Here is a 25,279-nt window from a genome sequence, read left to right as displayed (position 1 = left end):
TGGGGGGACGCTGCGTACGGTGCGCGTCAGCCGGCGCAAGCGTGATCGGTATTTGTGCGCGACTTGCGGCGCCGCGCACAAGCACGGGTTACACGTGGAAGAGCACCTTCAGAAGAATTTATAGGTGTAATCGAGATAGACGCGATGGTCGGTGTTGTCCTGCAGGACACCGTCCACCCGACCGGTTTTGTCGGAATTGTATTCAAGGTACCGGTAACGCAGGTTCAGGCCCTTGACTATCGGGATCTGGTAGCGCACGTCAACTTCGAGTTCGCTTTCGTCGGCCTCGCCCCGCCAGGACACGTGGCTGTTCTTTGCCCCTGTGCCCTGCTTGTACTTCACCGTCGTCTTGAGGCCCTTGACGTAATCCTTCCAGTCGTAGCCGGCGCGCACCATCCAGACGGTCTCGTCGTTGTTCGTCATGTCAGCCAGCACGCCGCCGGTAGGGAAGGGGTTGGTTCCGTGGTCGCCGGTGAAATTGTCCTCGATCCACGCGCCATCAAACCTGGCGACTGCGGCCCCGAGCGACACATTGCCGATCGACCAGTCCACGTCGATATACATGCCCTTGCCATCATTGTCGCTTCGAGTAACTCCGGCGACGGAACCCGGAACGTCCTCATCATCGAGCTCCGACCCCTCCGCTCCGGTAACGAACAGGTGGCCGGCATCTCGTGAAGTGTGAAGGCCTGCGGTGAGCTTGACCTTGTTTGCCTTGGCCAGATCGAAGGTGTACGAACCCACCAATCCCAACTTGGACAAGAAGTCCTTCGAGTTGAGATACTCCAGTTGAACGCTTGCCGGGCCTTGCGTGTAGTTCAGGCCCAGGACCGCAACGAAATCGATATCGCCTTCGTCGGAACGATCGGTGGCGAATTTTTCGAAACCGTCATCGGCGCGGCGCGACCACGCGTCGTAGTACGCCCCGTAGATAGCGAGTCCCTTTGCCGGCCTGAATTCACCGCTAGCGCCGGAATAGGTGTTGGGCACGGCGCGGCTCGTCGAGCTGCCCAGCAGCAGGCTGTCATGCAGTTGGCGACCCAACTTCATGTCCGCGGCCTCGCCGAATTTCAACTTGACGAACGCTTGCGCGATCTTGCCGAACGAGTCGTGAAAGTCTCCGTTGTTGTCAGCCTTCAGAACGTCGGAACGTACCGCTCCGCTGGCGTCCAGCTTCGTCACGCTGTAGCCCGACAACCCGATCCCGATCATGTCGGCGAAGAATGGGGATTCGTAGTTGAGCTGCAGGCCGAGTGCAGATTGTGAGCGATCATCTGCCGAGTTTTCGAACTCGCGGTCGAAGTAGATTCCACGTGCTTTCAACTCGAGCTTGTGCCCTTGCGCGCTGTCCGCCGCCGACACGCACGGCACGAAGGCGGCGGCGCACAAGCCCGACAGGACGCCGATTGTCAGTCTCTTCTTCATTGTTTCCTCCTTGGTTGGTTCGCTTTCGCCCTCGCAGAGCAATGCGGATTGACGTTGCGACGAGACCCCTTCTTCCTGGGGGTGAGCTTCGGTAGTCGTCGAACGCAGGCGAAGTATGGGATTCCCGTTTAATTGCGGGAAATGCAGAACTGAACGAGATAATTGCTGTTCAGGCATGAATAGGGGCGAGTCCCGCCGCGCCGTCCATGTGACGTTGGGGAACGCCTTTACGCGGCCTGTCCGGGCTCGCCTAACGGAACGTGAACCTTCCCCCTGAACAACGGACGCGCGGTGCGAATCAGGCCCGCGGAGACGATGTCGGGAATCGTGTCCCCCGGATCCCCGGAAACTTGCAGACGTATTTCGAGCGTTCCGGCGGGCTGCTCAATGCAGACAAGCAACGGATCGTGGGGCTTTGGGCGGGCCAACTTCTGCACCACGGTGCCCGGGATGATGGTCGTTGCAGCAAGGCACAGCGCCCCCGTTACGGCATACGCGGAATGGCAGTTCCAAGGGGTGAAGTAGCGGGATGCGATCACCCCTCGACCTTGCGGGGACGCTACCAGGGCGATTTTCGGCAGCACCTTGTCGCGTACGTCGCCGAGCCCGGCCAGCAGGGCGATCTGGCGCCGTATCGACTCCAGGCGGTTCTTCAGCTTGCTGTCGGCATCGAGCTCGGCCTTCGTCTCATGACCGGTCTTGCCCATCGCCAGGGCAGGGACGAAAACCAGTGGCGTCGAGAAATCGATGCAGGACACCTCTACGCCATCGATGACATCGACGAGCCTTCCCGTCGGCAGCAGCCTGCCTGTCTTGGCGCCGGCTGCGTCGCGGAAATTGAGCTGGATCGGCGCTCCACTGCCAGGGACTCCGTCGATCCGCGCGAGACCGTCATAGGTCACCGTCCCGCCGGGTGTCTGGATGACGGCCTCGACAACCTTGCCGGTATTGACGTTGAAGATGTTCAGGGTTGTGACGGGGGCCGTCGCAGCAACCAGTCCGTTCTCAATTGCGAACGGCCCGACGCCGGCGAGCATGTTGCCGCAGTTGGGCGTCGTATCCACGGTCTCCGTTTCCACCGACACCTGGGCGAAAAGGTACTCGATGTCGATGCCGGGGCGGCTAGACGGACTGACGATCACGACCTTGCTTGTCAGCGTGTCGCCGCCGCCGATGCCGTCGATCTGGCGTGCGTGGGGCGACCCCATTGCCGCAAGCAGTACCCGGTCACGCTCGGCCGGATCGGAGGGAAGATCCGCGGCATGGAAATATGGCCCCTTCGACGTACCTCCGCGCATGAGCGTGCAGGGAATACTCAACAGCATGGCGATGCTCCTCCGTCTCAACGATGGGACCATTGTGGGGTTGGGACGGTGAGCCGTGAAATGCAATAATCGAGTCAATTAGTGCCAGAATGGCATTATTAAGACGGATCAGGTCGCGGTTCGGCCCCCTGGCTGCAAGCTTTCGGCGAACCGCCGTACGTGAGTGAACGCCTCGCCGAAGTAGGCCTCATAGGTGTCCTGTTCGACGAAGCCGAGATGCGGCGTGCAAAGGATGGCCGGGTGGTTGAGGTAAGGCGAAGCGCCATCCGGTTCCTCTTCGAAGACGTCAAGTGCTGCCGCGCCCGGGCGCCCCCGGGCAAGTGCTTCGAGCAAGGCGCCGGGGGCCAGAAGCTCTGCGCGGCTGGTGTTAACGAGCAATGCATCGGGCCGCATCGTCATCAGGTCCGCGACGCCGATCATGTGTTTCGTCTCGGGGCCAAGCCTCAGGTGCAGGGTCAGAACGTCGAGTTGGGTGAGGAACTGACGGCGGTCGGCAATGAACTCGTAGCCCGCTTCGAGCGCCGCCGCGCGCGACGAGGCCCGGCCGTGCACGACGACGCGCATCCCGAAAGCGCGCCCGATGGCGGCAACGCGGTTGCCTATCTTGCCGAGGGACCAGATGCCCAGCGTCCGGCCATGCAAGGTCCTTCCGAGTCCCTCGTCCTCGAGTTGCGAGCGCGTCCGCTGCCAGATTCCTTGGGCAAGGTGTTCGGCGTAAGGTACCAGTCGGCGCGACGCGCCAAGGATCAGGGCCCATGCAAGTTCGGCAGGTGCGACGGGATTTCCTGTGCCATCCCGCACTTCGATGTTCCTCCGCCTGCATGCGTCGAGATCGATGCAACCCGAAAGGCGTCCCGTCTGGACGATCAGCCTCAGCCGCGGCAAGGCTTCGACGATGCGCGCCGTGATCTGCGTCCGCTCCCGGATCAGGACCAGGCAATCGGTTTCCCGCAGGGCCTCGATCAGGGCGTCTTCGTCCGCGATCCGCTCCGTCAGCGTGTGCAGGATCACCGAAATGCCATCGAGTTCCTTCGTCGCTTCTAGGCGCGGGACGACGCCTTGGTAATCGTCGAGCACGGTCACCCTCATGGTGGCTCTCCTGTCAATGTCGTATTGCGGTTATCGGCGGACGAGCGCCCAATCGTCCCGACGGCGTGCCGAATGCCGAGTGACGCGTAGATCGGGCGCAGATGCATGCGCAGGAATTCGAGTTTCATCCGGAAATGAAGGCCCACGATCAGCAGCGCGAACCCCGCCGCGAGCTCGGCGAATTCGGGGGCGAGAGACTCGGCCCACCACCCGGCGACCAGGCTTCCCACTGCGGCGGCGCCAAGGTTGGCTGCTGTATAAAGCGCAAGAACGCGGCCGCGCAGGGCGACGGGGAGGATAGTCTGCAGCACGGTATTGGTCGATGCGTTGCCACTGATCAGCCCGAAACCGACAAGGAAGAGCATCGCCGCCCCGAGCCAGAGCGTTTCACTCAGCGCGAAGCCGATCAGTGCGAGCGCGGCGAGCAGGTTGGCGGACGCTATGACGCCGGTCAGTCCGCGTACCGACGGTCGCATGACAAGGTACACAGATGCTCCCAGCGCTCCTGCGCCCGCGCTGCCCAGGAGGATTCCAAGCGTGTGCGGGCCACCGTCGAACACATCACGCGCGAAAACGGGCATCAGCGGAACGTAGCTCGCGGCGAAAAAGTTGAGAAGAGCCACCTGCTTGAGCAATTTGCCTGTGGGAAAGCTGCGTCGCACGAACTGCCGCCCCTCCAGCATCGCAGCGAGGAATGGCGTCGCGGCGGTCGGGTGATGCGGAATGCGGATCCTTAGCAGCGCGACGACAACCGCGAGAAACGACAAGGCGTTCAATGCGAAGCAAGCCGCCTCCGAAGTCATCACGAGCACGATGCCGGCCACCGGAGGACCGACGAAACGGGCGACGTTGAAGATCAGCGAGTTCAGGGCGATAGCGTTTGGGAGATCGTCCTTGTCGGGGACCAGGGGGGCTGCCAGTGCGTGCCGTAGGGGGGCGTCCAGACTATTGAGCAGGCCGAGAAAGGCTGACGCAATCACGATCTGGAGCGGCGAGATCCATTCGCCGACGGTCGCAAGCGCGAGAAAGCTCGCCTGCGCCAGCATGAGCAGTTGCACCGCCAGCATCAGCCGCCTGGGGTCCGAGCGGTCGATGAGGATGCCGGCGAACGGCGCGGCGATGAGCTGCGGGGCCTGCGCAAGAAACGCGATGACCCCGAGCAAGGCCGCGGAACCGCTGAGACGGTAGGCGAGCCAGCCGAGCGCCACCTGCTGAATCCAGCTACCCAGCAGCGATACGGACTGGCCGCAGAAAAAGAGGCGATAGCTGCGGTGGCGAAGCGCGCGCCAGGGCCGGACGGACATCCGCGAGCTAATCGCCGCGGTGCCTTCAGCACTCCGGAGCGGCTCCTCCAGACTCATTCGCTGCCAACGCCTACCGGGTTCGGCATCCGCTTTTCTATCGCCCACTTCAGCAGTGCGGCGGTGCGATAGATGCCGTGGGCGAACTTGCCGTAGGGCATGGTCAGGAACAGCGCCATCACTGCGCCAAGATGCGCGGCAAGGAGCAGTGCCATCGCCGAAGTATCGCGTCCGGCAAGCAGCGCCAGGCCTGTCGCGCTGGTCAGCAGAAGCAGTGCGATGAATCCTCTGTCCATCGGCTTCTGTGCGGCGTCCCCATGCTGCGAATTGCGCCGCACATTCAACCAAAGCAGTCCTGCCGGGCCGATGAGCAGGCCGATACCGCCCACGGTGCCGAGCAACACGGGCAGGCTCGTAAGCGCATACGGCGCCTCCCACCCAAAGACGTAATGGTAGATGGTCGCCACCCCCGTCGCAGCGAAGCACAGCATGAAGCCGTAGAAGGTCAGGTGGTGGAAGCGCCGCCGCGCAAGGGTGCTTGCATCGTCTTCATTCGGGCAACCCTGGCCGTGGCCACCATCGAGATACTTGAGCTTGAGCACGTCATGCGCCGTCTCCGCGATCGCCACGGCGCTGGGCTCTCCTGCCGAGATCCCGCGCCAGAACTTCGCCACGCCCAAACCCAGCGCGACCGCGACAAACAGGAACACCGGCCCGAACATCGACACCAGCAGGTTGTGTGGGAAGATCGCGTAGAAGTTGCCGGCGAGCGGGGCATGGAACAGCGTGCCATTTTCCGCCAGGGCCATCGCCAGGAAGAGCGCGAGGCCGACTGCAAGCGCCAGCGCGACCGTTAGACCGTTGTTGCGGTAGAGCGTCCCGAGACTGCTCGGCCACGCGAAATCCGAGTAAGTCTGCCCGCGGACCCTGGCCATCGCCTGCGGGATGTTGACCGCGAACTCATGTGGTGGTGCGTATTGGCACGCGTGCAGACAGGCGCCGCAGTTGTGACAGAGATTCGCGAGGTAATGGACGTCGGCCTGATTGAATTCGAGTCGGCGCGTCATCGCCGGGAAAACCGCGCAGAAACCTTCGCAGTAGCGGCACGCATTGCATATCTTCATCACGCGTTCGACTTCGGCTTCGGCGGCGCTGGGCACGACGATGCCCGCGGCGAGATCGCTCGCTTCGCGGAGCAGGGCTTCAAGCTGCTGCATGTTCGACTCCTTCGTTCCTGGCTGCCGCCGCCGCAGAAGCGCCGGCGATACGTCCGAATACCGTGCCGATCGTCATGCCGACGCCGGCCGTGTAACCCTGTCCGAGCACATTGCCTGCCATCATTTCGCCGGCAACAAACAGATTGCGGCTGGGCTCACCCGTGAAGTGCGCGGCGGCCCGTTCATCGACCTTCAGGCCGAGGTAGGTAAAGGTGATGCCGGGCTTGAGCGCATAGCCGTAGAAGGGGGCGGTATCGAGCGGCAGCGCCCAGTGGGTCTTCGCCGGCGTCACGCCCTTCGTATGGCAGTCGTCGAGCACCGTGTGGTCAAAGGTGCCGACGCGACACGCAGCGTTGTAGTCGCGCACCGTGCGTACGAAGGCCTGTTCGTCGAGGCCGAGCTGATGGGCGAGTCCTTCGAGGGTGTCGGCCTTCGCGCCGGGGAACACAGGGGGCATGAAGCGACCAACGGCTTTCGAATCGATGACCGAGAATCCGATCTGGCCGGGTTGCTGGGCGACGAGCCGTCCCCAGATTGCATAGCGCTTGGGCCAGAAGTCCTCGCCCTCGTCGTAGAAGCGCTGCGCGTGCTGGTTGACGACGATGCCGAGGGAGACGCAGTCGATGCGCGTGCAGATCCCGCCGTCGTAGAGCGGCGCACGGGCGTCGACCGCGACGCAGTGCGATTGCGAGGGGTCGCCGATCGTGTCGGCGCCCGAATCCATCATCGCTTTCAGCAGCACCCCGCGATTGAAACGCGTGCCGCGGATCGCAAAGTTGTCCGCCGGCCACTCGCCGTCGGCGTTCTGGCCCCAGGCTTCGCGCAGCCATTCCCGATTGGATTCGAAGCCGCCGGAGGCGAGCACGCAGGCACGCGCCGCGATGCGTTCCTCACCGACCCACGCGGCGCGGAACTCGCCGTCGACCACTTCGAGGCGATCGACCGGCGCCTCGTAGCGGATGCGCACGCCGAGCGCTTCGGCGCTGCGGTAATAGGCGTTCACAAGCGCCTTTCCGCCCCCCATGAAGAAGGCGTTGGTGCGCGACAGATGCAGCGTGCCCGATAGCGAGGGCTGGAAATGCACGCCGTGTTTGCGCATCCAGTCGCGGCAGCGCGAGGACTCGCGGATCGCCAGCCGCGCGAGCCGCTCGTTGGTCCGGCCGCCAGTCACCTTTTTGAGATCCTGCCAGAACTCTTCTTCAGGGTAGGCCTCGGTGAGGACGTCCTGCGGGGCGTCGTGCATGCAACGCAGGTTGCGCGTGTGGCTCGAGTTGCCGCCGCGCCATTCGCGCGGCGCGGCTTCCAGCAGCAGCACGGAAGCGCCCGCCTCGCGGGCGGTCAGCGCCGCGCACAATGCCGCATTGCCGCCGCCGATGACGAGCACGTCGGGGGTGCTCGAGGTATCTTGTTTCATGTCCTGAACTCCATTCGGGGCTGGTTCCTCGTCGTGCGCTCACCGCAGTCTGCAGTTCCCCCGCACGTCGACGGCTTCACTATTGCGCCTGGCGCACTGCTTGCCCTAAGCCGCTCCGATATCGCCCCATCTCGAATCGAGATGGCCGGTCGCGACGCCGCGCCAGCGACCCTCGTCGATGAGCTGACGCACGACATGGGTCACCATGCCTCGCGTCGCCAGCGCGGCCGGCGACAGCTCGTCGTCGGAGAGACTGCACAAGAGATTCCGGCGGGAAGTCCCGTCGTCCGTGATCTCGCTCCAACTCAGCCGTGACACCGCATCGGACTGGCGCGCGAGTGCTGCCCAGGGTTGCAGCGTTGCCGCCATGCCGCGCGCCACCATGTCCATCAGCACGTAGAGCGAATCGACTTCGGCGATGACCGAGGGACGCACACCGAGCGCACTGAACCCGGCGTCGATGACCCGCCGCAGGCCGTGACGTGGTGTCGGCAGCACAAGCGGTATATCGACGATGTTTGCGAGGCGGTTCGGCAAGGCGGAAGGGCGTGCGTCGATACCGCAGATGAAGAACAGACGCTCTTCCAGCAGGGACTGAACGCTGCACCGGCTCGCCGGCCCGGTGTCGAACAGGACGGCGAGATCGAGCTCGCGGCCGTTCAACATCTGGCCAAGGTGGCCGGACATGCCCTCGACGAGGTGGATGCGGATGTCCGGGTAGTGCTCACGCATCGCCTCGATCAGAGGCAAGCCCAGCACGCCGGAGGTCGATGGCGCAAGGCCGATGCTGACGATGCCCGACAGGCGCGATTGCTGCGCGGCCGTCGCGGCCTCCCTGGCATGGCGCAGGGCAAGCTGCGCGTGGGCGAGGAAGGCGATGCCGGCATCAGTCGGCATCACCCCGGTCGCCGTCCGCTGCAGCAGTCGGGTTGCGAGCTCGCCTTCAAGGCGCTGGATCTGCAGGCTCACGGCGGATTGTGCGATTCCGAGGTCAAGCGCGGCCTGGCTGATGCTGCCGAGCTCGATCGTGCGCACCAGATAGCGCAGCTGTCTGAGTTCCATGCCGTAACCCTCCTTTCGCGACTTCTCTCCCGACGCTGGTCGCCGCCTGCTAGTTCGTACTCAACACCGCTACCGCTGCGAGTTCGTCGGTGATCTCGCAGCGGTCCGGAGCGAGTGGGCCTGCCGGGGGCGGCTGGTGGGCGGGTGGGGGCCTACCGCGAAGCGGTTCCGCCTTCTGTTCGGGCATCCCCGTCGTCCGCGTTGCGTCGCTCATCGCACCGCTCCCGCCGCCCGCTGCAGCACCTTGTCCACCATTACTCCGGCCTGCCCGAGGTAGTTCGCCGGGTCGCAGAGGCGCGCGAGGGCGTCACGGTCGAGGTGGACGTTGATCTCGGGATGCGCGGCAAGGATGTCGAGCAGTGGCCGGTTGGTGCGGATCGCCTCGCGGCACAGGTCATAGACCAGGTCGTGCGCGTATTCGCGGCCGATGTAAGGCCCGAGGCCCATCATCACCGCCTCGGACATCACGAGTCCGTTGGTGATGTCGATGTTCGAGCGCATCCTGGCTGCGTCGACCTCGAGGCCCTCGAGCACGAAGCGTGTCTGCTTGAGCGCACCGGCAAGGAGGCAGAAAGCCTCAGGCAACGCGATCCACTCGATTTCCCACGGTCCGGTCGAGCGCTCGTGGTCGGCGATCATCGCGTCCATCAGCGCAGCAGCGTGCTGGCGTACAACCGACACCGCTGCATGGATGTAGCAGCTCGAGATGGGGTTGCGCTTCTGCGGCATCGTGCTGCTTGATCCGCGGCCAGGGTGGAAAGGCTCATACACCTCGGCCACCTCGTGCTGCATCATCAGCTTGACGTCCATCGCGATCTTGCCGAGCGAACCGCCGACAAGGCCGAGGAAGGCGCCCACCTCGGCAATCGTGTCGCGCACCGTGTGCCACGCAATGTCAGGCTGCGCCAAGCCAAGCTCGGCCATCAGTCCCGCCTGGGTCTCCATCGCACCGTGCTCGATCGACGCGAGCGTGCCGCAGGCGCCGCCGAACTCGCCCATCAGCACCCGCGGCTTGAGCTGCGCGAGGCGCTCGCGGTGGCGTTCGATGCCTGCCAGGATCGCGGCAGTCTTGAAGCCGAAGGTCACGGGAATCGCCTGCTGCAGGTTGCTGCGGCCGATCACCGGCGTGTCGCGATGGCGGCGGGAGATTTCCACGAGGGCCGCCGAGATGCCCTGCAGGTCGGCGTCAACAAGTTCCAGAGCCTCGCGAATCTGCAGCACGGTCGCCGTATCGGTGATGTCCTGCGTCGTCGCGCCCCAGTGGCAATATTCGCCGAGCTTGTCGCGGCACAGCGCGTTGAGCTGCGAGACGACGCCGAGCACCGGATAGCCGATGCGCTCGGTCTGAGCACGCAGCTTGTCCATGTCGATCTTGTCTATGTCGCAGTTCTCTACGATCTCGTCGGCGGCTTCCTGCGGAATGATGCCGAGCCGCCCCTGCACGACGGCGAGGGCGCGCTCGATCTCGAGGTATTTGGCGGTACGGTTACGGTCGGACCAGACCTGACGCATCGCGTCGGTGCTGAAGATATTGCCGAAGATGCTTGAATCGATGATGGTCGCGCCCATGGGACGTTCTCCTGAAATGCGTGAAAGTTGAAAAATGGGGATCTGGTCGGCGTGCTAGGCGTGGCTGGAGAGACTGCGGGAAACGATCGCCTGGGCCTTGAGCACCACCGGACGGTCGATCATCCGGCCGTCGAGCTGCACGGCGCCCTCGGAGGTTTGCGCTGCCACAAGCACGCGTTCGGCCCACGCCAACTCCTCGGCGGACGGGCGGCACGCTTCGTGGATGACAGCGACCTGCCTGGGGTGAATGCACAGCTTCGCGCCGAAACCGAAGGCACGCGCGGAGGCGAAGTCCGCGCGGATACGCGGCTCGTCGTCGATCGCGGGCGTCACGCCTGCGACCGGGGAGGCGAGTTCGGCGCAGCGCGAAGCGATCGCGATCCGGGCCGACGCGTAGGCGAGGCCGGCCTCGTCGCCCGACAGATCGAGGTCGACCGCATAGTCCAACGTACCGAACGCGAGCCGCAGCACGCCCTCGGTCGCCGCGATATCGTCCACGTTGCGCACGCCGCGCGCCGTCTCGATCAGCGGCAACACCGCGACCGTCGGCGACACGGCGTCGACGACCTGGCGAACCTGCTCGCGCCATTCGGTCTTCGGCAGCATGATCTGGCGGACTCCGATGGCTTTGAGCAGCGCGAGGTCGTCCGCGAAGCAGGGTGACTGCGCGTCGTTGATGCGCACGACGATGCGTGAGGCATCGTCCGCGCGCCCCGGGAACCAGTCCGCGATCGCATCGCGTGCAAGGGATTTCTCGGTGGCGGCGACGGCATCTTCCAGGTCCAGGACGATTGCCCCGGCTCCGGCAGCCAGCGCCTTGTCGAAACGCTCCGGCCGGTTGCCCGGCACGAAGAGATAGGTGATCGGCATCTGCATGGTCTGAACTCCCGCCGCTCAGATCACGCCGTCACGGCGCAGGGCCGCGATTCGGTCGGCCTCGTAGCCCAGTCCCGCCAGGATCGCCTCGCTGTGCTCGCCGAGAGCAGGCACGGGGTCCATGCGCGGCTCGCCTTCCTCCCAGGAGCCCGGCGGCAGCAAGGCCGGCACGACGCCGGCCGCAGTGCCGACCTCGCGCCAGCGCCCGCGCGCCTTGAGCTGCGGGTGCGCCCACACCGCGTGCATGTCGTTCACGTGGGCATTGGCGATCTGGGCGTCTTCCAGGCGGGCAATCACCTGCTCGGCGGTCAGTGCGGCAAACGCGTCGAGGATGATCGCGCGCAACTCATCACGTGCGGCGCTGCGCCGCGAGTTGGAGGAAAAACGTTCCTCCCGCGCGAGGCCTGGCTGCAGCAGCACCTTCTCGCAGAATGCGCCCCATTCGCGCTCGTTCTGCAGTCCGAGCATGACGACCTTGCCATCGCCGGCCGGAAACGGGCCATAGGGATAGATCGTCGCGTGCGAGGCGCCGGTGCGGCGCGGCGGCGAGGCGCCGTCGAACGCGTAGTAGAGCGGATAGTTCATCCACTCGACGAGGCTCTCCAGCATCGAAATGTCGAGGTGCTGGCCGCGGCCGGTCTTCTGCCGCTGCAGCAACGCGGCGAGGATGTTGCTGTAGGCGTACATGCCGGCCGAGATGTCGGCGATCGACGGCCCCGCCTTCGACGGCTCGGCTTCCGTGCCGGTCACCGAGAGGAAACCCGACTCGCTCTGGATCAGCAGGTCGTAGGCCTTCTTGTCGCGATACGGACCGTCGCTGCCGTAACCCGAGATATCGCACACGATGATCTCCGGCTTGAGCGCGGAAAGCGCCGCATACGACAGCCCCAGGCGCGCGGCGGCACCGGGCGCGAGGTTCTGCACGACGATGTCGGCCTCCTCGACGATCAGGCGCTTGAGGATTGCCTGCGCCTCGGGATGCTTGACGTCGAGCGTCAGGCTCTCCTTCGAGCGGTTGGTCCATACAAAATGCGACGCCAGGCCGCGCACGCGCTCGTCGTAGCCGCGGGCAAAGTCGCCGACGCCGGGGCGTTCGACCTTGATGACCCGCGCGCCGAGGTCGGCGAGCTGGCGTGTCGCGAAGGGCGCGGCGATCGCGTGTTCAAGGGTGATGACGGTAATGCCTTCCAGGGGTCTCATTGCAGCTTCCTCACTTGATCACCGCGGTGGCTTCCATCGTCAGCCAGCCTTCGTGGTCCTTCGCCCACAGGCGGATCGTCTTGCCGTCCGCCTGCGGTTCGCCGCAGACAAAGAAGTGGTTGATGTCGAACACGGGGCGGATCGCGCGGAACTCGTAACGCAGGACCTCGGCGTCGGGCATCTGGTGACGCAGCAGGTCCAGCAACAGCGTCGCGATCATCGGGCCATGGACGATCAGGCCCGGATAGCCCTCGACCTCGGTCACATACTTGCGGTCGTAGTGGATGCGATGACCGTTGAAGGTCAGTGCCGAGTAGCGGAACAGCAGCACGTCGTCCGGTACCCACTTCTTCTCCCAGGCCGAGCTCGCGGGGGCGGCCTTCGGCGGCGGGGCCACATCGTCGGGTTTCGGCGCCTCGCGATAGACGATGTCGTGGAACTCGGTGAGCGCGACGTCCGATTCGCCGCCACGGCGGATCTCGTGGCGCACCTTCACGAACACCAGCGGGCCGGTACGTCCGCTCTTCTCGGTGACGTCGTGGATGGTCGAGGTGCGCGTCATCGCATCCCCGATGCGCAGCGGCTTGTGGAACTCGAACTGACTGCCGGCCCACATGCGACGCGGCAGCGGCACGGGCGGCAGGAAGCCACCGCGCTTGGCGTGGCCGTCGGGGCCGATTTCCGATTGCTTGTGCAGCGGCAGGAAGTACAGCCAGTGCCACAGCGCGGGCAGGGCGGTGCCCACCGGGGGCCGCACCGCTTCGCGGTCGAAGGTCGCCGACAATGCGGCATAGGGGGCGGCCGTCGCGATGTCGGAGACTTCCTCCGCGCGGCCGATCCATTCTTTGAGGTTCATGTTGGGTACTCCGTGGGGTATGACGAGGATCGCTCATTCCCCCGACGGCCCGGCCGGGGCCGTCGGGCCTGCATCACATCATTCCGAGGGTCTTGGGCAGCCACAGCGTGAGCGGCGGCCAGTAGGTGACGATCGCAAGGAACACCAGCATCGTCAGCAGCCAGGGACCGACGGCCTTGCTCATGTCCGTCAGGCCGAGCTTGCTGATGCCGCTCGCGACGTAGAGGTTCAGGCCGACCGGGGGCGTGATCATCCCGATCTCCATGTTCACCGTGATCATGATTCCGAAATGCACCGGATCGATGCCGAGGCTCATCGCGATCGGGAACAGGATCGGCGCGAAGATCAGGATGATCGACGCCGGTTCCATGAAATTGCCCGCGATCAGCAGGATGATGTTCGCCATCAGCAGGAAGCCGATCACCCCCAGCCCGCTCGCGACGATCCACTCGGACATCGCCTGAGGGATCTGCTCATTGGTAAGCAGGAAGGAGAACATCACGGCATTGGTGATGATGTAGAGCAGCATTGCCGAGAGGTTCGCCGACGAGATCAGCACTTTCTTCAGGTCGGACAGGCGCAGATCCTTGTAGACGAAGGTGGCGATCACGAACGCATAGACTGCACTCATCGCCGCCGCCTCGGTCGCGGTGAAGATGCCGGTGTAGATCCCGCCCATGACGACGACGATCAGCAGCAAACCCCAGATCGACTCGCGGAACGCCCTGGCGCGCTCTGTCCATGTGGCGCGGGCGGCGCGGGGGTAGTTGTTCTTGCGCGCGATCCACCACGTCGTGAACATCAGCATTCCGGCGAGCACGAGGCCCGGGATGACGCCCGCCATGAACAGTGCGCCGATCGAACTGTTGGTGGACACCGCGTACATCACCATCGCGATCGAGGGCGGAATCAGGATCCCCAGCCCGCCGGCGGAGGCAACGACACCTGCGCCGAACTTGTTCGGATAGCCCGCCTTGACCATTGCCGGCAGCAGGATCGAACCGATCGCGACGACCGTTGCCGGACTCGAACCGGACACCGCGGCAAACAGCGAGCACGCAACCACCGCACTCAACCCGAGACCGCCGGGCATGTGTCCGACCATGGACGTCGCAAATGCGATCATCCGTTTCGCCACCCCGCCATGCGTCAGGAAGTTGCCCGCCAGGATGAAGAACGGCACCGCCATGATTTCGAACTTCTCGATACCGGTGAACAGCTTCAGTGCAACGCTCTCGATTGGCACCTGGGTCATGAAGAACAGGAAGCTCAGAACCGTCAGGCCCAGCGAGATTGAAATCGGCATGCCGGTGATCATCAGACCCAGCAGGAGTACGAAAATGACAGCGGCGCTCATCGCACACCTCCGTTCTTGTTCTGGTTGTCCTTGGGGAGTTCGCGCGGATAGACGTCACTCGGGTCGGGCATGTCGCTGCCTATGTCGACCTGCTCGTCCATCCCGTCCACATGTCCGTGGTCGTGGTGAGGCAGTTCGCCAGTACGGAGGAACGATGCGCACACCTGCAGGAAACGGAAACACATGAGGGCGCTGCCCAGCGGGATTGCCGAATAGACAATCCACGTCGGCCATTCGAGATCAACCGTGGTGGGCCCCTCCAGTGCGTCCCCGATGTCGAGCCCAAGGGTGCTGAAGATGGCGTAGTGGGCACCGTTCTCCCACACGAAATGTCCGCCCAGCGCGGCGATGATGCCGGTGAAGAGTGCACCCGCGAGCAGACCGAAAACGATGAATTTGGCGCGCGTGCGATCGGGCAGCCGGTTGATCAGCACGTCGACACCGACGTGGATGCCGGTGCGCACGCCGTAGGCGGCGCCAAACTTGGCCATCCACACGAACATGATGATCGTGAGCTCCTGCGCCCAACTCATGTTGATCGAGATGAGCCAGTTCTGCACGACGGGAATTGGCAGGCCAGCGCCGTAGCGATGGACCACTGCCGCGAAGGTGATGAGCGTCGCCGCGCCGATCAGGAACGTGACGAGCCATTCCTCCAGAGCATCGAGGAATTTCATGGGGGGCTCCTTGCGGAGTTAGGGGGAGCGGCAGACGGACGATTTCATCCCGGCTGCCGCGGGAGAGAGGTTTACCGCTGGGTGACGGCCGCGGTTTCCTTGCGGATCGCGTCGATCAGGTCGCGTCCGACACGCGAGGCCATCTCTTCCTGAACCGGCATCATGGCCTTCATCCAGGCGTCCTTCTCGTCCGCAGTCGGCTCATGCACCTCGGTTTTGCCGGAAGCCTTGATCGCAGCGAGCGATTTTGCGTCGTCCTCGAGGGCAACCTTGCGGTTGAACTCAGTCGCCTCCTTCACCGCGCCCTCCAACTCCGCGCGGACATCGGCCGGTAGCCGGTCCCAGAAGGGCTTGTTGGCGACGACGACATAGCCGCTATATGTATGGTTGGTCAGGGTGAGGTGCTTCTGAACTTCGTATTGCTTCTGCGTGTACAGGTTGGAGAGGTTGCCATCCGCACCATCCACCACGCCGGTCTGCAGCGCCTGATAGACCTCGGAGAACGCCATCGTCTGCGGCAGCGCACCTATCGACCGCATGATCGACTGATTCACCTTCGACGAATTGATGCGGATCTTCTGTCCCTTGGCCTGGTCAGGCGTGCGGATTGGCTTGTTCGAACTCAGAACGCGGAAACCTGCATCCCAGTACGAGAGGCCGATGAAGCCGCGCGGCTCGAGTTTCTTCAGCAGTGAAGCGCCGATCGGCCCCTGGGTAACGCGGTGCAGCGCAGCGTCATTCGGGAAGATGTACGGGAGGTCGAAGACCTCGAATTCCTTCACGCCTGCAGGCCCGAACTTGCCCGCAACGGGTGCCAGCATATGCACCGACCCCATCTGAAGCGCTTCGAGCTCCTCCTTGTCCTTGTACAAGGTGCTGTTCGCGTAGATCTCCACCTTTACACGGCCCTTCGTGCGCTCTTCGGCTACTTTCTTGAAGTACTCGGCAGCGCGCCCCTTGGGGGTGTCAGCGGCGGCCACGTGTGCGAACTTGATGACGATCGGGTCCTGTGCCAACGCGCCGCCGGCAAAGGCGATACCGATGGCGGCGGTCAGGGCATATATGTTTTTCATGATTTGTCTCCTTGGTGTGAGCGTGAAACTTTTGTCGTTACGGGTGATGAATCAGGCCGCCGTCCGCACGTAGACCTCGCCACTGAGCAGCGGCCTGGCCGACGTCACGATCGAGGCGGAGTCGATGACCGGCACGGTGTGCATCGTTTGTGGCGCAATGTGCAGGTCACAGGCCATCTGGCCGCTCGGGTGCTCGATGACGATGCGGTACGGTGCGTTTTCGTCGATCTCGGCGAGTTCTTCAGCGACGGTATCTGGCGTGTGACATGCCGCAGCCAGCGCCAACGCGCCCGTGGCGGCATGTACCGGGTGGCAGCTTGAGGGAACGAAATAGCGCGATGCGACACTGCCGCCGTGACGCGGAGGAGCGATCATTGCGATCTTCGGCACCCCGCGGTCGGGTGAGACCTCCAGTCCCATGAGTGCTGCAGCAGCGACGCGAATCGACTCCAGGCGCTGCAGAAAGTCGTCATCGCCGTCCAGTTCTGCCTTCGACTCGTGCCCCGTCTTGCCGAGAGAGGAGGCTTTCACGAAAACGATGGGAATCGCGAAATCCATGCAGGTAACGGAAAGCCCGTCGATCACATCCTGGGCGTTGCCGGTCGGGAGCAGGCGCCCGGTTCGGGTTCCCGCCGGGTCCAGAAAATTGAGCGTGACGGGGGCACTCGTGCCCGGCACGCCGTCGAGATGAAAGCTGCCGCTGTAGGTCACTGTTCCGCCCGGCGTCTGTACGATCGCCTCGACCTGTTTGCCGCTATTGATGTTCAGAATGCGAACACGCGTGACCGGACTGGAGGCCCTGACCAGGCCGCGTTCGAGTGCAAACGGCCCCACCGCCGCGAGCATGTTGCCGCTGTTGGGCAACACATCGACCAGATCCCGGGCCACCGAAACCTGGGCAAAGAGATATTCCACATCGAGATCGGGCCGGTGCGATGGCGCCACGATCACGACCTTGCTGCTTAGATCGTTGCCACCACCCATACCATCGATCTGCCGAAGATCGGGTGATCCCATCGCCGCGAGCAGGAGGCGGTCGCGGGCGGCCGTGTCGTCAGGCAGATTCTCCGCAAGGAAGAACAACCCCTTCGACGATCCGCCCCGCATCAGCACACACGGAATGTGATCCACTTGCCTGTCTCCTTATTGCACGTTCTGCTGTTTTGTGAGGCAATGTTAGTCACAAGGTGGTAATTACTTAAATGCAACGAATGTCGTTTTTATTGCGATTTCAGCATAGCCCATGCGAGCTGCCCGCCTTGGTTGCGAGGAGACGAGATGAAGATCGATTTCGACGGCATTCAGGCGTTCGTGGTAATCGCCGAGCTGGGCGGATTCAGCAAGGCAGCGGAGCACCTCCACGTCACGCAGACGGCGCTCACACGCCGTGTGCAGAAACTCGAGGGCTACTTGGGATTGCGGCTCCTTGACCGCACAACGCGCTATGTCGAGCTGACGGCTGTCGGGCGCGAGTTCCTGCCCCAGGCCAAAGCCATCGTCGGGGAAATGACGCTTGCGGTTGGTCGACTGAAGGACATGTCGAAGAATGCCCGCGGGAGTTTCACCCTCGCCTGCGTGCCGACCATGGCATCACACGTCCTGCCCGCGGCGATCCGGCGCTACAGACAATCCCATCCCGGCAATCGGGTGCGCTTGATCGACACGACCGCTTTCGAGGTTCGTGACGCCGTGCTCCACGGCCAAGCCGAGCTCGGTATCGGAATTCCAACCGAGCGCCACCCTGAGATTCTTGAAACGCCTCTCCTGGAAGATCCGCTGATGTTCTTCTGCCGTGAGGAGCATCCCCTCAGCAAGCGAGAGTCCGTTACCTGGTCAGACATGCGCGAGACCGAGCTTGTCGTCGTCAGTAGCATGACGGCCACGCGGGTCTTCATGGACTACCAACTGGCGAAGCGCGGAATAAGCCTCAGTGGGGCCTATGAAGTTCAACACCACGCCACAGCCATCAGTCTCGTCGCCGCCGGCGTCGGGACTGCCATTCTCCCTGCATCAACGCTCGAAGACGGTGCCAGGCCGGGCGTGTGCCGGATTCCATTGGTCAGCCCGGTCGTAAAGAGAAAGATCACCCTGCTTCGCCGCAAGAACAGCACCCTGTCGCCTGCAGCGAACGCGTTCTTCGAGTTGCTGAAGAGCGGCACCTAGCGAGTGTGGGCTTGACTTTCACTCGATGCCTGCCGTCCGTGTGAGCGGCCCCGATGCTTCGGACCACGAATTACTTGAGAACAACGACATAGTGAACAAAGCGGGCCTCGCTTTTGCTTGATCGTCGGGTACCAGCGCGTGTTTATCCGCCTCGCCGCAGCGCGGGCCGGCAAACACGCGCAGAGCCGGGTCTTCGATGTCCGGTGTCAGCTGTCCCAACCCCGACGGAGCTTCGAAAAATGGCCTACATCCCCCTCTGCAAACTCAGAAACCTCATGGAAGGCGAAGCCGCGCCTTTCAATGTCGATGGCCGCGAGATCATGGTCCTGTGGCCGGAAGGCGGCGAGTTGAAGGCCTACGACGGCTTGTGTCCGCACCAGAAGATTCCCTTCTCGCGCGGCGTGTTCAACGGCCGCTACCTCACCTGTACGGCACACGACTGGGTGTTCGACGGGCGCAACGGCGAATGCCGCCAGGGGCAGGACTGTACGCTCACAACCTATCCATTGCGGGTGGTGGAGGGCATGGTCGAGATCGAGCTGGCCTGAGGGTGATGCGCCCTGTCCGATGCCGAGAGCAGGGCCGCGGCACTTTCGCTGTCAGCGGGCAACAGCAGAACGGTCTACCGCGGCCAGCCTGCCCTACAGCCGTTCCAGCGCAGGCCCCGTCTTCGGCCCGAACCACGCCTTCGCGAACGCTTTTTCCGTTGCCGCCTGCGAGTCCTTGCGGCCCTGCTGGCGATAGACCTCCGCCAGTCCGGCCAGCGCCCAGCCGTTGTTCCTGACCCGTCCGAGCGAATCGCGGAAGGCCTTTTCCGCCTCGTCCAGCTTGCCCTGGCGCAGCTTCAGCGCGCCGAGCGACTGGCGCACCGGGTAGTACCAGTAGGGCGGTTCCATGTAGGAGAGGGCGTCTTCGATGGCGATGGCAGCCTCGAAGGCCCGCGCCGCCGCGTCGAGGTCGCCGCGCGCTTCGGCCAGGCGGGCGCTGGCGACCTGGCGCGCGGTCTGTACGATCTCTTTGGCCGGTACCTGCCACGCCGCATAGGGCTTGAAGTCGGCGCCGGCTTCGATCTTCGCCAGCGCGTCGATCTCCTGCTGCGCGCCGGCGGTGTCCTTGTTCGCGGCGAAGGCGATGGCGCGGGCGTAGTGGTGCATCGCGCCCACCAGCGTCAGGCCGTCGGCCGGCGCGGGCAGCGCGAGGATGGTGTCCGGCGGGCTGAACATCGCATGGGTGCTGTAGAGCGCGCCCTTGATCGGCTCCAGCGAGGGGAACTGCTTGACCGCCTCGTTCGGCATCACCGCATCCAGCTTGGCCGCGGCTTCCAGCGCGGTGGCGCCGTCGCCGCCCATCTGCGCCGATACCAGCACGAAGTGGATGTTGTGCGGGTAGTAGCCCATCTTGTACATCGGGTCGGACGGCGAGGTGGTGAAGTAGCGTTCGTCGATCGCGATCGCCTGTTTGTTGGCGGCGAGCGATTCGCGGAACATGCCGACGCGGTAGTAGATGTGGGCCGGCATATGCACGATGTGGCCGGCGCCGGGCATCAGCGCCGCCAGCCGCCGGGCGAAGGGGAGCGCGCGCTCAGGCCGGTCCGAGGCTTCCACCGCGTGGATGTAGAGGTGGATGGCGCCGGGGTGGGCGGGATTGCGCTTGAGCACGGCCTCCAGCGCGGGGACGAAATCCGCGGCGCGGGCCTTCGGCCGGGTGCCGCCGGCTTCCCAGTAGTCCCACGGTTGGGTGTCCATTGCGGCTTCGGCGTAGAGCGCCTGGAGGGTGTCGTCCTTGGGGAAGCGCCGCGCCACCTGTCGCATGGCGTCGGCATAGGCGGCGTCGAGCGTGGCGCGTTCGGCCTTGGGGTCGTCCGAATAGCGTCTGGCCAGCGCCTCGATCAGGGCGCGTTCCTTCGGCGCGGCGCGATCGGACAGCGCCTTGGCCTTCGCCAGCGCAGCCAGCGCCGGCGGGTTGGCCTCGGGCGGCATCGGTGCGTTGATGTTGGGGCCGAGCACCAGGGCTTCGCCCCAGTAGCACATCGCGCACTCGGGATCGAGCTGTTGCGCCGCCTGGAAGGCGCGCTGCGCCTCGGCGTGGTTGAAGCCGAAGGCCAGCCGCAGGCCCTGGTCGAAATAGGCCTGGGCGCGGGCGTTGCGCGTGCCGACCTTGAAGCCGAGCTGGCCGAGATCCTTGTAGAGCGGCACCTCGCCGCCGGTCGCTGCCTGCATCGTGGCGGTCTGGAAGGGCGCGTTCTCGGACTTGGCGGCAACCTGCACCAGGGTGCGCAGCATCGCACCCTTGGCGAAGGGACTGCCGCAGACGCTGCCGGGATCGGCGAACAGCGGATCGAAGCCGGGCTGCGCGGCGCGCGAATCGGCGGTGCCGCCGGGCAGCAGCAGGGCGGCGGTGAAGAGGGCGAGGGCGGTGGGCAGCAGACGCCGGCGGGGGAAGGGCGACATGGTGCTTCTCCATATCTGGTGGCGCTACCTTGTTATAGACGTCGTCCGCGGGGGCGGTGGGTCGGAAGGCTCGTTCCTTTCGAGGGGACGGCGCTGATCGTCAGACCTCGTCGCCTTCTGCGCCGTCCACCGTCGGCCGCAGCGCGGCCGCCAGCCGGGCGACGTCTTCCTGCAGCCGCGTCATCGAAATCTGCAGCGCGCTGTGTTCCAGCAGTCCGGCGATGTCCGCCGGCAGCGCGTCGGCGCGCGGCAGCGGCGCGTCGCGCACCAGCACCGGCACGATCTCCAGCCGATGGGTGATGGCCTGCACGATCTCGTGGCGTACCACGTCCTTGGGGTCGTCAAGGCGGCGCTGGTTGTCGCGGCGGGCATCGAGCCAGCCTGGGCCGATCACGACCACCATCGCACGGCAGCCGGCGATGATGTCGGTGATGCGCTGCAGGAAGCGGTCGCCGGGGCGGATGTCCTCCAGGTCGATGAAGACGCGGTCGCGGCCGAGCTGTTCGGCCAGGCCTTTGGCGATGAGGGTGGCGTCGGCAATGCTGTCGTCGCGCCGGTAGCTGATGAAGATTTCGGCCTTGCGCGCAGCCTGGCGGCGGCGCAGCGCGCGGTAGAGCGGCAGGCCGGCGCCGAGCGCCAGCACTAGGTCGGCGCCCGCCACCGCGGCCACCAGCGGGGCCTCGTTGCGCAGGCGTGTGCCCAGCGGCGGGTTGATCGCAGTCTGGTCGCGCACCACCCAGGCGCGGCCGGCCAGCGCGGTGGCCAGACCGTCCGGCGTGACCGCCAGCCGGGTGAGCGAGAGTGCCGGCGTGGCCGGGCCGCGGTCGCAGTCGCCGGCGGTCATGGTTGCGGCACCACGCCAGTAGGGGCCGCGCGGCGGGGCCGAACAGGCGAGCAGGCGCAGGCTGCCGTCGGCGGCGATCACGCCGGCGCCGCGCACCATCAGCGCCTCGCGGCCTTCGCCGGCGCCGAAGCCGAAGCCGAAGCGGCCCGCCGGCTCGTCCTCGCCGCTGGCGGCGGCGATCGCCACCTGCATGCGCAGGCTGTGGCCGTCGGCCACCTGGATGTCGAGCGGCAAGGCCGCCGGCAGCGTCCAGCTCTGGCCGGCGGCAGTCAGCCGGCGGGTGCTGGCTTGCGCCGCGAACGGATCGGCGTCGGCGGCAGCCATGGCGAGCTGCAGTGCGGTGCCGCGGGCACGCAGTTCGAAATAGGGCAGGCGGCGATCCGCCTCGGGTAGCTGGAAGAGTTCGATACGGGCAAGGCCGGCGCCCGGCGCCAGGGTGCTGACCGACAGAAAGGTACGGGCGCCGTCGCCGGCATCGCCCAGCCATTCCAGCGGTGTGTCCTCGCTTGGCGGGTCCAGCCCGGCGCTGCGCAGCAGGGCGAGCGTGGCGAGCGACAGGCGGGCGCGTTCGAAGCGCACGTTCACGGTGGCGCCGGCTTCGCCGCGGTAGCGGATCAGCGGCTCGGCGGGGCCGGGCAGGAGCAGCAGCAGGCGTTCGCCGGGGGCGGCCTGCAGTGGCGGCGCAGTGGTCGCATCGAGCGGAAAGGGCAACCGCGCCAGCCACACATGCCCGATCAGTGCGCCGACGACGAGCACGCCCCACACCGCCCGCACAAGGTAGCGCCCGGCCCAGGGCGAGGGAGCGGCGGCGTCCTGCGCCATGGTCCGCGGCCCCGCTTCAGGGCCGCACCTCGACCGCGCGCGGCGACCAGGCGATCACCCAGTCGCCGGGTTCGGGCGCCCAGGCGCGCACGTAGAGCAGGTGGCTGCCGCGCGAGCCAGCGCCGCGCTCGTCCTGGCCGTTCCAGTAGAGCGGCGGTTCGCGGCCCACCCAGCTGTCGCGCGCCACCGACTGCTGCACGGTTTCGCTGCGCACACGCTGCAGTCGGGCGTTGCCGGCCTTGCCTTCGATGCGGGCGATGTCGACGCCGGCGCGGTTGAAATCCGACTTGGAGTGAAAGCCGTAGTAGGCGCGCTCGCCGCCGGTCAGCCGCAGGGTGGGCGGTTCGAACACCACCTCGTCGATGGCCACCGAGCCTATCGCCAGCGGGCCGGCGCCCAGGCCGTAGATGCGCAGCACCGGCGCGCTGCCGTCGCCCAGGCTGCTTACATGCACGCTGACGTGGCCGAGCTTGAGGCTGTCGCCCAGGCTTTCCGGCAGGGTCATGGTGACGAGCACGCGGCCGCGGAAGGGGCCGAAGGCGGGCGGCGCCGGCAGGCGGTAACGCTGCGGCGGGGCGTCGGGCACGGCGAATTCGAGCTCCACCACCGCATCCGGCGCAATGTCGTAGGCCATCACCGCCGGCCACTTGCCGCGCAGCACCGCCGGGAAGCTGAGGGTGGCGAAGCTGTAGGCCTCGGGCAGGCGCGGGCCGCCGCGCGCGAGTTCGGCGACGTCGGGCGGCGTGCGCTGGGTGAGCGCACGGAAGATCTGGCCGAGGTCGAGCTGGATGCCGACACCGCCGCCACCGCCCCCGCCACCGCCGGTGTCGGGCCGCGTGGGCGACTGGCCGTCCGGCTGCGGCGGGCCGTCGCGGGTGCCGGGGCTGAGGATGCGGGCACCTTCGCGCGGCGCGATCTGGGTGTCGGACGGCGGTGCGATCACCGCGCTGTCCGGCATGCGGCTCTGCGCGGCGCACAGCGGGGCCGCCGCCAGCAGCAGGGCGGCGAGCCCGGTACGCAGACCTGTGTTCATGGCGCCTCCCCGTGTCGCTGTCCGGCCGCCTTGTGCGAGCGAGCGCCGCTCAGAGCGTCTTCAGGTACTCCAGCAGCGCCGCCTTGTCGGCGTCCGGCAGGCCGGTGCCGAAATCGTGGCCCTGGTTGCCGCCGCCCTTGAGCGTGGTGTCGTGGCGGGTGCCGATGCGCTCGGCCTCCGGCCCGGCGGTGACGAAGCCCACCCTGATCGGATCGTAGACGTCGTAACCGCGCCAGAACACCGTCGGCCGCTGCGCCGGCGGCGTGAGCAGGTCGGCGAGCGTCGGCACCGAGCCGTTGTGCAGGTAGGGCGCGCGCAGCCAGATGCCGTCGAGGAAGGCGGCGATGTAGCCGGTGAGTGGCGCTTCGACCAGGCCGGGGCGTTCGATGCCCATGTCGCGCACCACCTTGTTGGATTCGACCGCCGCCTTCTCGCTCCAGCTGTCGATGCGGTCGCGGCTGGTGCCGATCTCGGCCAGCGGCACCACCGTGCCGGTGCGCGGCGAGGCGTGGCAGGCGGCGCAGGTGGCGTCGAATACCGCCTTGCCCTGCGCGGCGAGCGCCGCGTCGATGGGGAAGGGCCAGGCCGGCGCGCGCTTGGCGCCGAGGTAGTCCTGCAGCCAGCGCACGTGGCCGAGGAATTCCTCGTTGCTCTTGGGCGCGGCACCGAGCACGCCGAGCGCCGAGTCGATGATGACCGAGTAGGGGTCGTGGCTGTCGCCGGCGAAGTTGAGCCGCATGCCCTGTTCCGGCTTGTACTTGTTGATGTTCCACAGCGAGGGCATGTCGGTGGGCCCCAGGCTGTCGTCCATCGGCCAGCGGATCAGGAAGTACTTGGTGAGGTTCATCGAGTCGTCGCGGCCGCGCCCCCAGGGCGGGAAGTCCGGCCGGTAAAGCCAGGCGAACTGCGCCTCGCGCTCCATCAGCGTCTTCTTCGTGATCGGGATGACGAGGTAGCGGTAGATCAGCCGGTCGATCAGCGGCATGTCGGTGACCAGCCGGATCTCGGCCATCAGGTTGTCGGCGTTGAAGCGCGGGTCCTTGGCGCAATCGACCAGGAAGCGGAAGAAGGCCCACAGGTTGAGGGTGTGGTTGGGCGCGGTCGGCACGATCACCGGGGCGGAATCGGCTCGGGTCCGGTAGCTGCCGGTATGGCAGGCGGCGCAGGTGTTGGCCACGCGCGGAAAGCCGACCACCTTCTTCGAGAAGCCCACCGGCAGTTCCTGGCCTTCCTCCCACACCACGCCGAGCGAGGCGTAGCCGCCGGGGCCGGGCAGCTTGTCGGGGAAGATGCGCGGCAGCACGTAGAAGATCCAGTAGGGGATGCCGGCGCTGCGCTCGCCGCCGATCGAGCCATACTTGAAGCGCATGTCGGGATCTGCGGTGATCCACTCCGGCTGGGGCTCCTCGCGGAAGAACTTGTACCAGCCGAAGGCGGCGCCGGCCGCGCCCAGCACCAGCAGGATGACGAGCACGAGCACCAGGCTGCGGCCGTGCTTGCGGCGGTGGATGGACATGGTGCTCTCC

Annotated in this window: 21 protein-coding genes; 2 read left to right on the top strand and 19 right to left on the bottom strand. The window is 65.7% G+C overall.

Annotation, left to right across the window (positions count from 1 at the left end):
* Positions 1–108: 108 nt before the first annotated feature.
* From CJ010_RS16545 to CJ010_RS16475, 15 genes are all read right to left on the bottom strand, one after another.
* Positions 109–1,425, bottom strand: coding sequence for an OprD family outer membrane porin (locus CJ010_RS16545; protein ID WP_141019064.1), 1,317 nt, complete (start codon positions 1,423–1,425; stop codon positions 109–111).
* Positions 1,426–1,652: 227 nt separating this feature from the next.
* Entirely contained in the window at positions 1,653–2,750 is a 1,098-nt protein-coding gene (locus CJ010_RS16540; RefSeq protein ID WP_141019063.1) for a 4-oxalomesaconate tautomerase, read from the bottom strand.
* 108 nt (positions 2,751–2,858) lie between these two features.
* Positions 2,859–3,839, bottom strand: coding sequence for a D-2-hydroxyacid dehydrogenase family protein (locus tag CJ010_RS16535; protein WP_141019062.1), 981 nt, complete (start codon positions 3,837–3,839; stop codon positions 2,859–2,861).
* Positions 3,836–5,200: an MFS transporter gene (locus CJ010_RS16530; protein WP_141019061.1), complete on the bottom strand. Its 1,365-nt coding sequence runs from the start codon at positions 5,198–5,200 to the stop codon at positions 3,836–3,838. The genes CJ010_RS16535 and CJ010_RS16530 overlap by 4 nt, the downstream gene beginning before the upstream one ends.
* A complete protein-coding gene (tcuB, locus tag CJ010_RS16525; RefSeq protein WP_141019060.1) occupies positions 5,197–6,357 on the bottom strand; it encodes a tricarballylate utilization 4Fe-4S protein TcuB in 1,161 nt (386 codons plus the stop codon). The genes CJ010_RS16530 and tcuB overlap by 4 nt, the downstream gene beginning before the upstream one ends.
* A complete protein-coding gene (tcuA, locus tag CJ010_RS16520; RefSeq protein WP_141019059.1) occupies positions 6,344–7,771 on the bottom strand; it encodes an FAD-dependent tricarballylate dehydrogenase TcuA in 1,428 nt (475 codons plus the stop codon). Before tcuA ends, tcuB begins: the two co-directional genes overlap by 14 nt.
* Positions 7,772–7,876: 105 nt before the next feature.
* On the bottom strand, positions 7,877–8,833 hold the full coding sequence (locus CJ010_RS16515; RefSeq protein WP_141019058.1) for a LysR family transcriptional regulator: 957 nt from the start codon (positions 8,831–8,833) through the stop codon (positions 7,877–7,879).
* 210 nt (positions 8,834–9,043) lie between these two features.
* The gene (locus CJ010_RS16510) at positions 9,044–10,402 is read right to left on the bottom strand and encodes an adenylosuccinate lyase family protein (protein WP_141019057.1); all 1,359 of its coding nucleotides are present in this window, start codon (positions 10,400–10,402) and stop codon (positions 9,044–9,046) included.
* Positions 10,403–10,456: 54 nt separating this feature from the next.
* On the bottom strand, positions 10,457–11,278 hold the full coding sequence (locus tag CJ010_RS16505; protein WP_141019056.1) for a CoA ester lyase: 822 nt from the start codon (positions 11,276–11,278) through the stop codon (positions 10,457–10,459).
* Between the two features lie 18 nt (positions 11,279–11,296).
* The gene (locus tag CJ010_RS16500) at positions 11,297–12,478 is read right to left on the bottom strand and encodes a CaiB/BaiF CoA-transferase family protein (protein ID WP_141019055.1); all 1,182 of its coding nucleotides are present in this window, start codon (positions 12,476–12,478) and stop codon (positions 11,297–11,299) included.
* Between the two features lie 10 nt (positions 12,479–12,488).
* The gene (locus CJ010_RS16495) at positions 12,489–13,334 is read right to left on the bottom strand and encodes a MaoC family dehydratase N-terminal domain-containing protein (RefSeq protein ID WP_141019054.1); all 846 of its coding nucleotides are present in this window, start codon (positions 13,332–13,334) and stop codon (positions 12,489–12,491) included.
* Positions 13,335–13,407: 73 nt separating this feature from the next.
* On the bottom strand, positions 13,408–14,691 hold the full coding sequence (locus CJ010_RS16490) for a TRAP transporter large permease (protein WP_141019053.1): 1,284 nt from the start codon (positions 14,689–14,691) through the stop codon (positions 13,408–13,410).
* Positions 14,688–15,368 (bottom strand): TRAP transporter small permease, encoded by a 681-nt coding sequence (locus tag CJ010_RS16485; protein WP_141019052.1) that lies wholly within the window; start codon positions 15,366–15,368, stop codon positions 14,688–14,690. Before CJ010_RS16485 ends, CJ010_RS16490 begins: the two co-directional genes overlap by 4 nt.
* A gap of 71 nt (positions 15,369–15,439) precedes the next feature.
* The gene (locus CJ010_RS16480; RefSeq protein WP_141019051.1) at positions 15,440–16,441 is read right to left on the bottom strand and encodes a DctP family TRAP transporter solute-binding subunit; all 1,002 of its coding nucleotides are present in this window, start codon (positions 16,439–16,441) and stop codon (positions 15,440–15,442) included.
* A gap of 51 nt (positions 16,442–16,492) precedes the next feature.
* Positions 16,493–17,572, bottom strand: coding sequence for a 4-oxalomesaconate tautomerase (locus CJ010_RS16475; protein ID WP_141019050.1), 1,080 nt, complete (start codon positions 17,570–17,572; stop codon positions 16,493–16,495).
* A 147-nt stretch (positions 17,573–17,719) separates the two neighbouring features.
* Between CJ010_RS16475 and CJ010_RS16470 the strand changes: the two genes are divergently transcribed.
* Together CJ010_RS16470 and CJ010_RS16465 are read left to right on the top strand one after the other, a co-directional pair.
* A complete protein-coding gene (locus CJ010_RS16470; RefSeq protein ID WP_141019049.1) occupies positions 17,720–18,604 on the top strand; it encodes a LysR family transcriptional regulator in 885 nt (294 codons plus the stop codon).
* 239 nt (positions 18,605–18,843) lie between these two features.
* On the top strand, positions 18,844–19,152 hold the full coding sequence (locus tag CJ010_RS16465) for a Rieske 2Fe-2S domain-containing protein (RefSeq protein ID WP_141019048.1): 309 nt from the start codon (positions 18,844–18,846) through the stop codon (positions 19,150–19,152).
* Between the two features lie 93 nt (positions 19,153–19,245).
* On the opposite strand, the gene CJ010_RS16460 is transcribed toward CJ010_RS16465, so the two are convergent.
* The 4 genes from CJ010_RS16460 to CJ010_RS16445 form a co-directional block, all read right to left on the bottom strand.
* Positions 19,246–21,054 carry a hypothetical protein gene (locus CJ010_RS16460; protein ID WP_141019047.1) on the bottom strand — a complete coding sequence of 603 codons (1,809 nt, stop codon included), beginning with the start codon at positions 21,052–21,054 and terminating at the stop codon, positions 19,246–19,248.
* 100 nt (positions 21,055–21,154) lie between these two features.
* Positions 21,155–22,720, bottom strand: a complete 1,566-nt coding sequence (locus CJ010_RS16455; RefSeq protein WP_141019046.1) for a toll/interleukin-1 receptor domain-containing protein — start codon at positions 22,718–22,720, stop codon at positions 21,155–21,157.
* Positions 22,721–22,736: 16 nt separating this feature from the next.
* On the bottom strand, positions 22,737–23,753 hold the full coding sequence (locus CJ010_RS16450; protein ID WP_141019045.1) for a hypothetical protein: 1,017 nt from the start codon (positions 23,751–23,753) through the stop codon (positions 22,737–22,739).
* A gap of 49 nt (positions 23,754–23,802) precedes the next feature.
* Positions 23,803–25,269 carry a hypothetical protein gene (locus tag CJ010_RS16445; RefSeq protein ID WP_141019044.1) on the bottom strand — a complete coding sequence of 489 codons (1,467 nt, stop codon included), beginning with the start codon at positions 25,267–25,269 and terminating at the stop codon, positions 23,803–23,805.
* Positions 25,270–25,279 lie beyond the last annotated feature (10 nt).

The sequence above is a fragment of the Azoarcus sp. DD4 genome (assembly GCF_006496635.1).
Taxonomy (GTDB): Bacteria; Pseudomonadota; Gammaproteobacteria; order Burkholderiales; family Rhodocyclaceae; genus Azoarcus.
Note: the sequence above shows the minus strand (reverse complement) of the source record. Positions and strands in the feature narration are given on the sequence as shown.

What these genes read in the sequence shown, in the direction of transcription:
- CJ010_RS16535 (WP_141019062.1), bottom strand. Translation starts at nt 3,839, where the DNA reads ATGAGGGTGACCGTGCTCGACGATTACCAAGGCGTCGTCCCGCGCCTA.
- CJ010_RS16515 (WP_141019058.1), bottom strand. Translation starts at nt 8,833, where the DNA reads ATGGAACTCAGACAGCTGCGCTATCTGGTGCGCACGATCGAGCTCGGC.
- CJ010_RS16510 (WP_141019057.1), bottom strand. Translation starts at nt 10,402, where the DNA reads ATGGGCGCGACCATCATCGATTCAAGCATCTTCGGCAATATCTTCAGC.
- tcuB (WP_141019060.1), bottom strand. Translation starts at nt 6,357, where the DNA reads ATGCAGCAGCTTGAAGCCCTGCTCCGCGAAGCGAGCGATCTCGCCGCG.
- CJ010_RS16445 (WP_141019044.1), bottom strand. Translation starts at nt 25,269, where the DNA reads ATGTCCATCCACCGCCGCAAGCACGGCCGCAGCCTGGTGCTCGTGCTC.
- tcuA (WP_141019059.1), bottom strand. Translation starts at nt 7,771, where the DNA reads ATGAAACAAGATACCTCGAGCACCCCCGACGTGCTCGTCATCGGCGGC.
- CJ010_RS16500 (WP_141019055.1), bottom strand. Translation starts at nt 12,478, where the DNA reads ATGAGACCCCTGGAAGGCATTACCGTCATCACCCTTGAACACGCGATC.
- CJ010_RS16530 (WP_141019061.1), bottom strand. Translation starts at nt 5,200, where the DNA reads ATGAGTCTGGAGGAGCCGCTCCGGAGTGCTGAAGGCACCGCGGCGATT.
- CJ010_RS16450 (WP_141019045.1), bottom strand. Translation starts at nt 23,753, where the DNA reads ATGAACACAGGTCTGCGTACCGGGCTCGCCGCCCTGCTGCTGGCGGCG.
- CJ010_RS16470 (WP_141019049.1), top strand. Translation starts at nt 17,720, where the DNA reads ATGAAGATCGATTTCGACGGCATTCAGGCGTTCGTGGTAATCGCCGAG.
- CJ010_RS16540 (WP_141019063.1), bottom strand. Translation starts at nt 2,750, where the DNA reads ATGCTGTTGAGTATTCCCTGCACGCTCATGCGCGGAGGTACGTCGAAG.
- CJ010_RS16465 (WP_141019048.1), top strand. Translation starts at nt 18,844, where the DNA reads ATGGCCTACATCCCCCTCTGCAAACTCAGAAACCTCATGGAAGGCGAA.
- CJ010_RS16455 (WP_141019046.1), bottom strand. Translation starts at nt 22,720, where the DNA reads ATGGCGCAGGACGCCGCCGCTCCCTCGCCCTGGGCCGGGCGCTACCTT.
- CJ010_RS16460 (WP_141019047.1), bottom strand. Translation starts at nt 21,054, where the DNA reads ATGTCGCCCTTCCCCCGCCGGCGTCTGCTGCCCACCGCCCTCGCCCTC.
- CJ010_RS16490 (WP_141019053.1), bottom strand. Translation starts at nt 14,691, where the DNA reads ATGAGCGCCGCTGTCATTTTCGTACTCCTGCTGGGTCTGATGATCACC.
- CJ010_RS16495 (WP_141019054.1), bottom strand. Translation starts at nt 13,334, where the DNA reads ATGAACCTCAAAGAATGGATCGGCCGCGCGGAGGAAGTCTCCGACATC.
- CJ010_RS16545 (WP_141019064.1), bottom strand. Translation starts at nt 1,425, where the DNA reads ATGAAGAAGAGACTGACAATCGGCGTCCTGTCGGGCTTGTGCGCCGCC.
- CJ010_RS16485 (WP_141019052.1), bottom strand. Translation starts at nt 15,368, where the DNA reads ATGAAATTCCTCGATGCTCTGGAGGAATGGCTCGTCACGTTCCTGATC.
- CJ010_RS16480 (WP_141019051.1), bottom strand. Translation starts at nt 16,441, where the DNA reads ATGAAAAACATATATGCCCTGACCGCCGCCATCGGTATCGCCTTTGCC.
- CJ010_RS16505 (WP_141019056.1), bottom strand. Translation starts at nt 11,278, where the DNA reads ATGCAGATGCCGATCACCTATCTCTTCGTGCCGGGCAACCGGCCGGAG.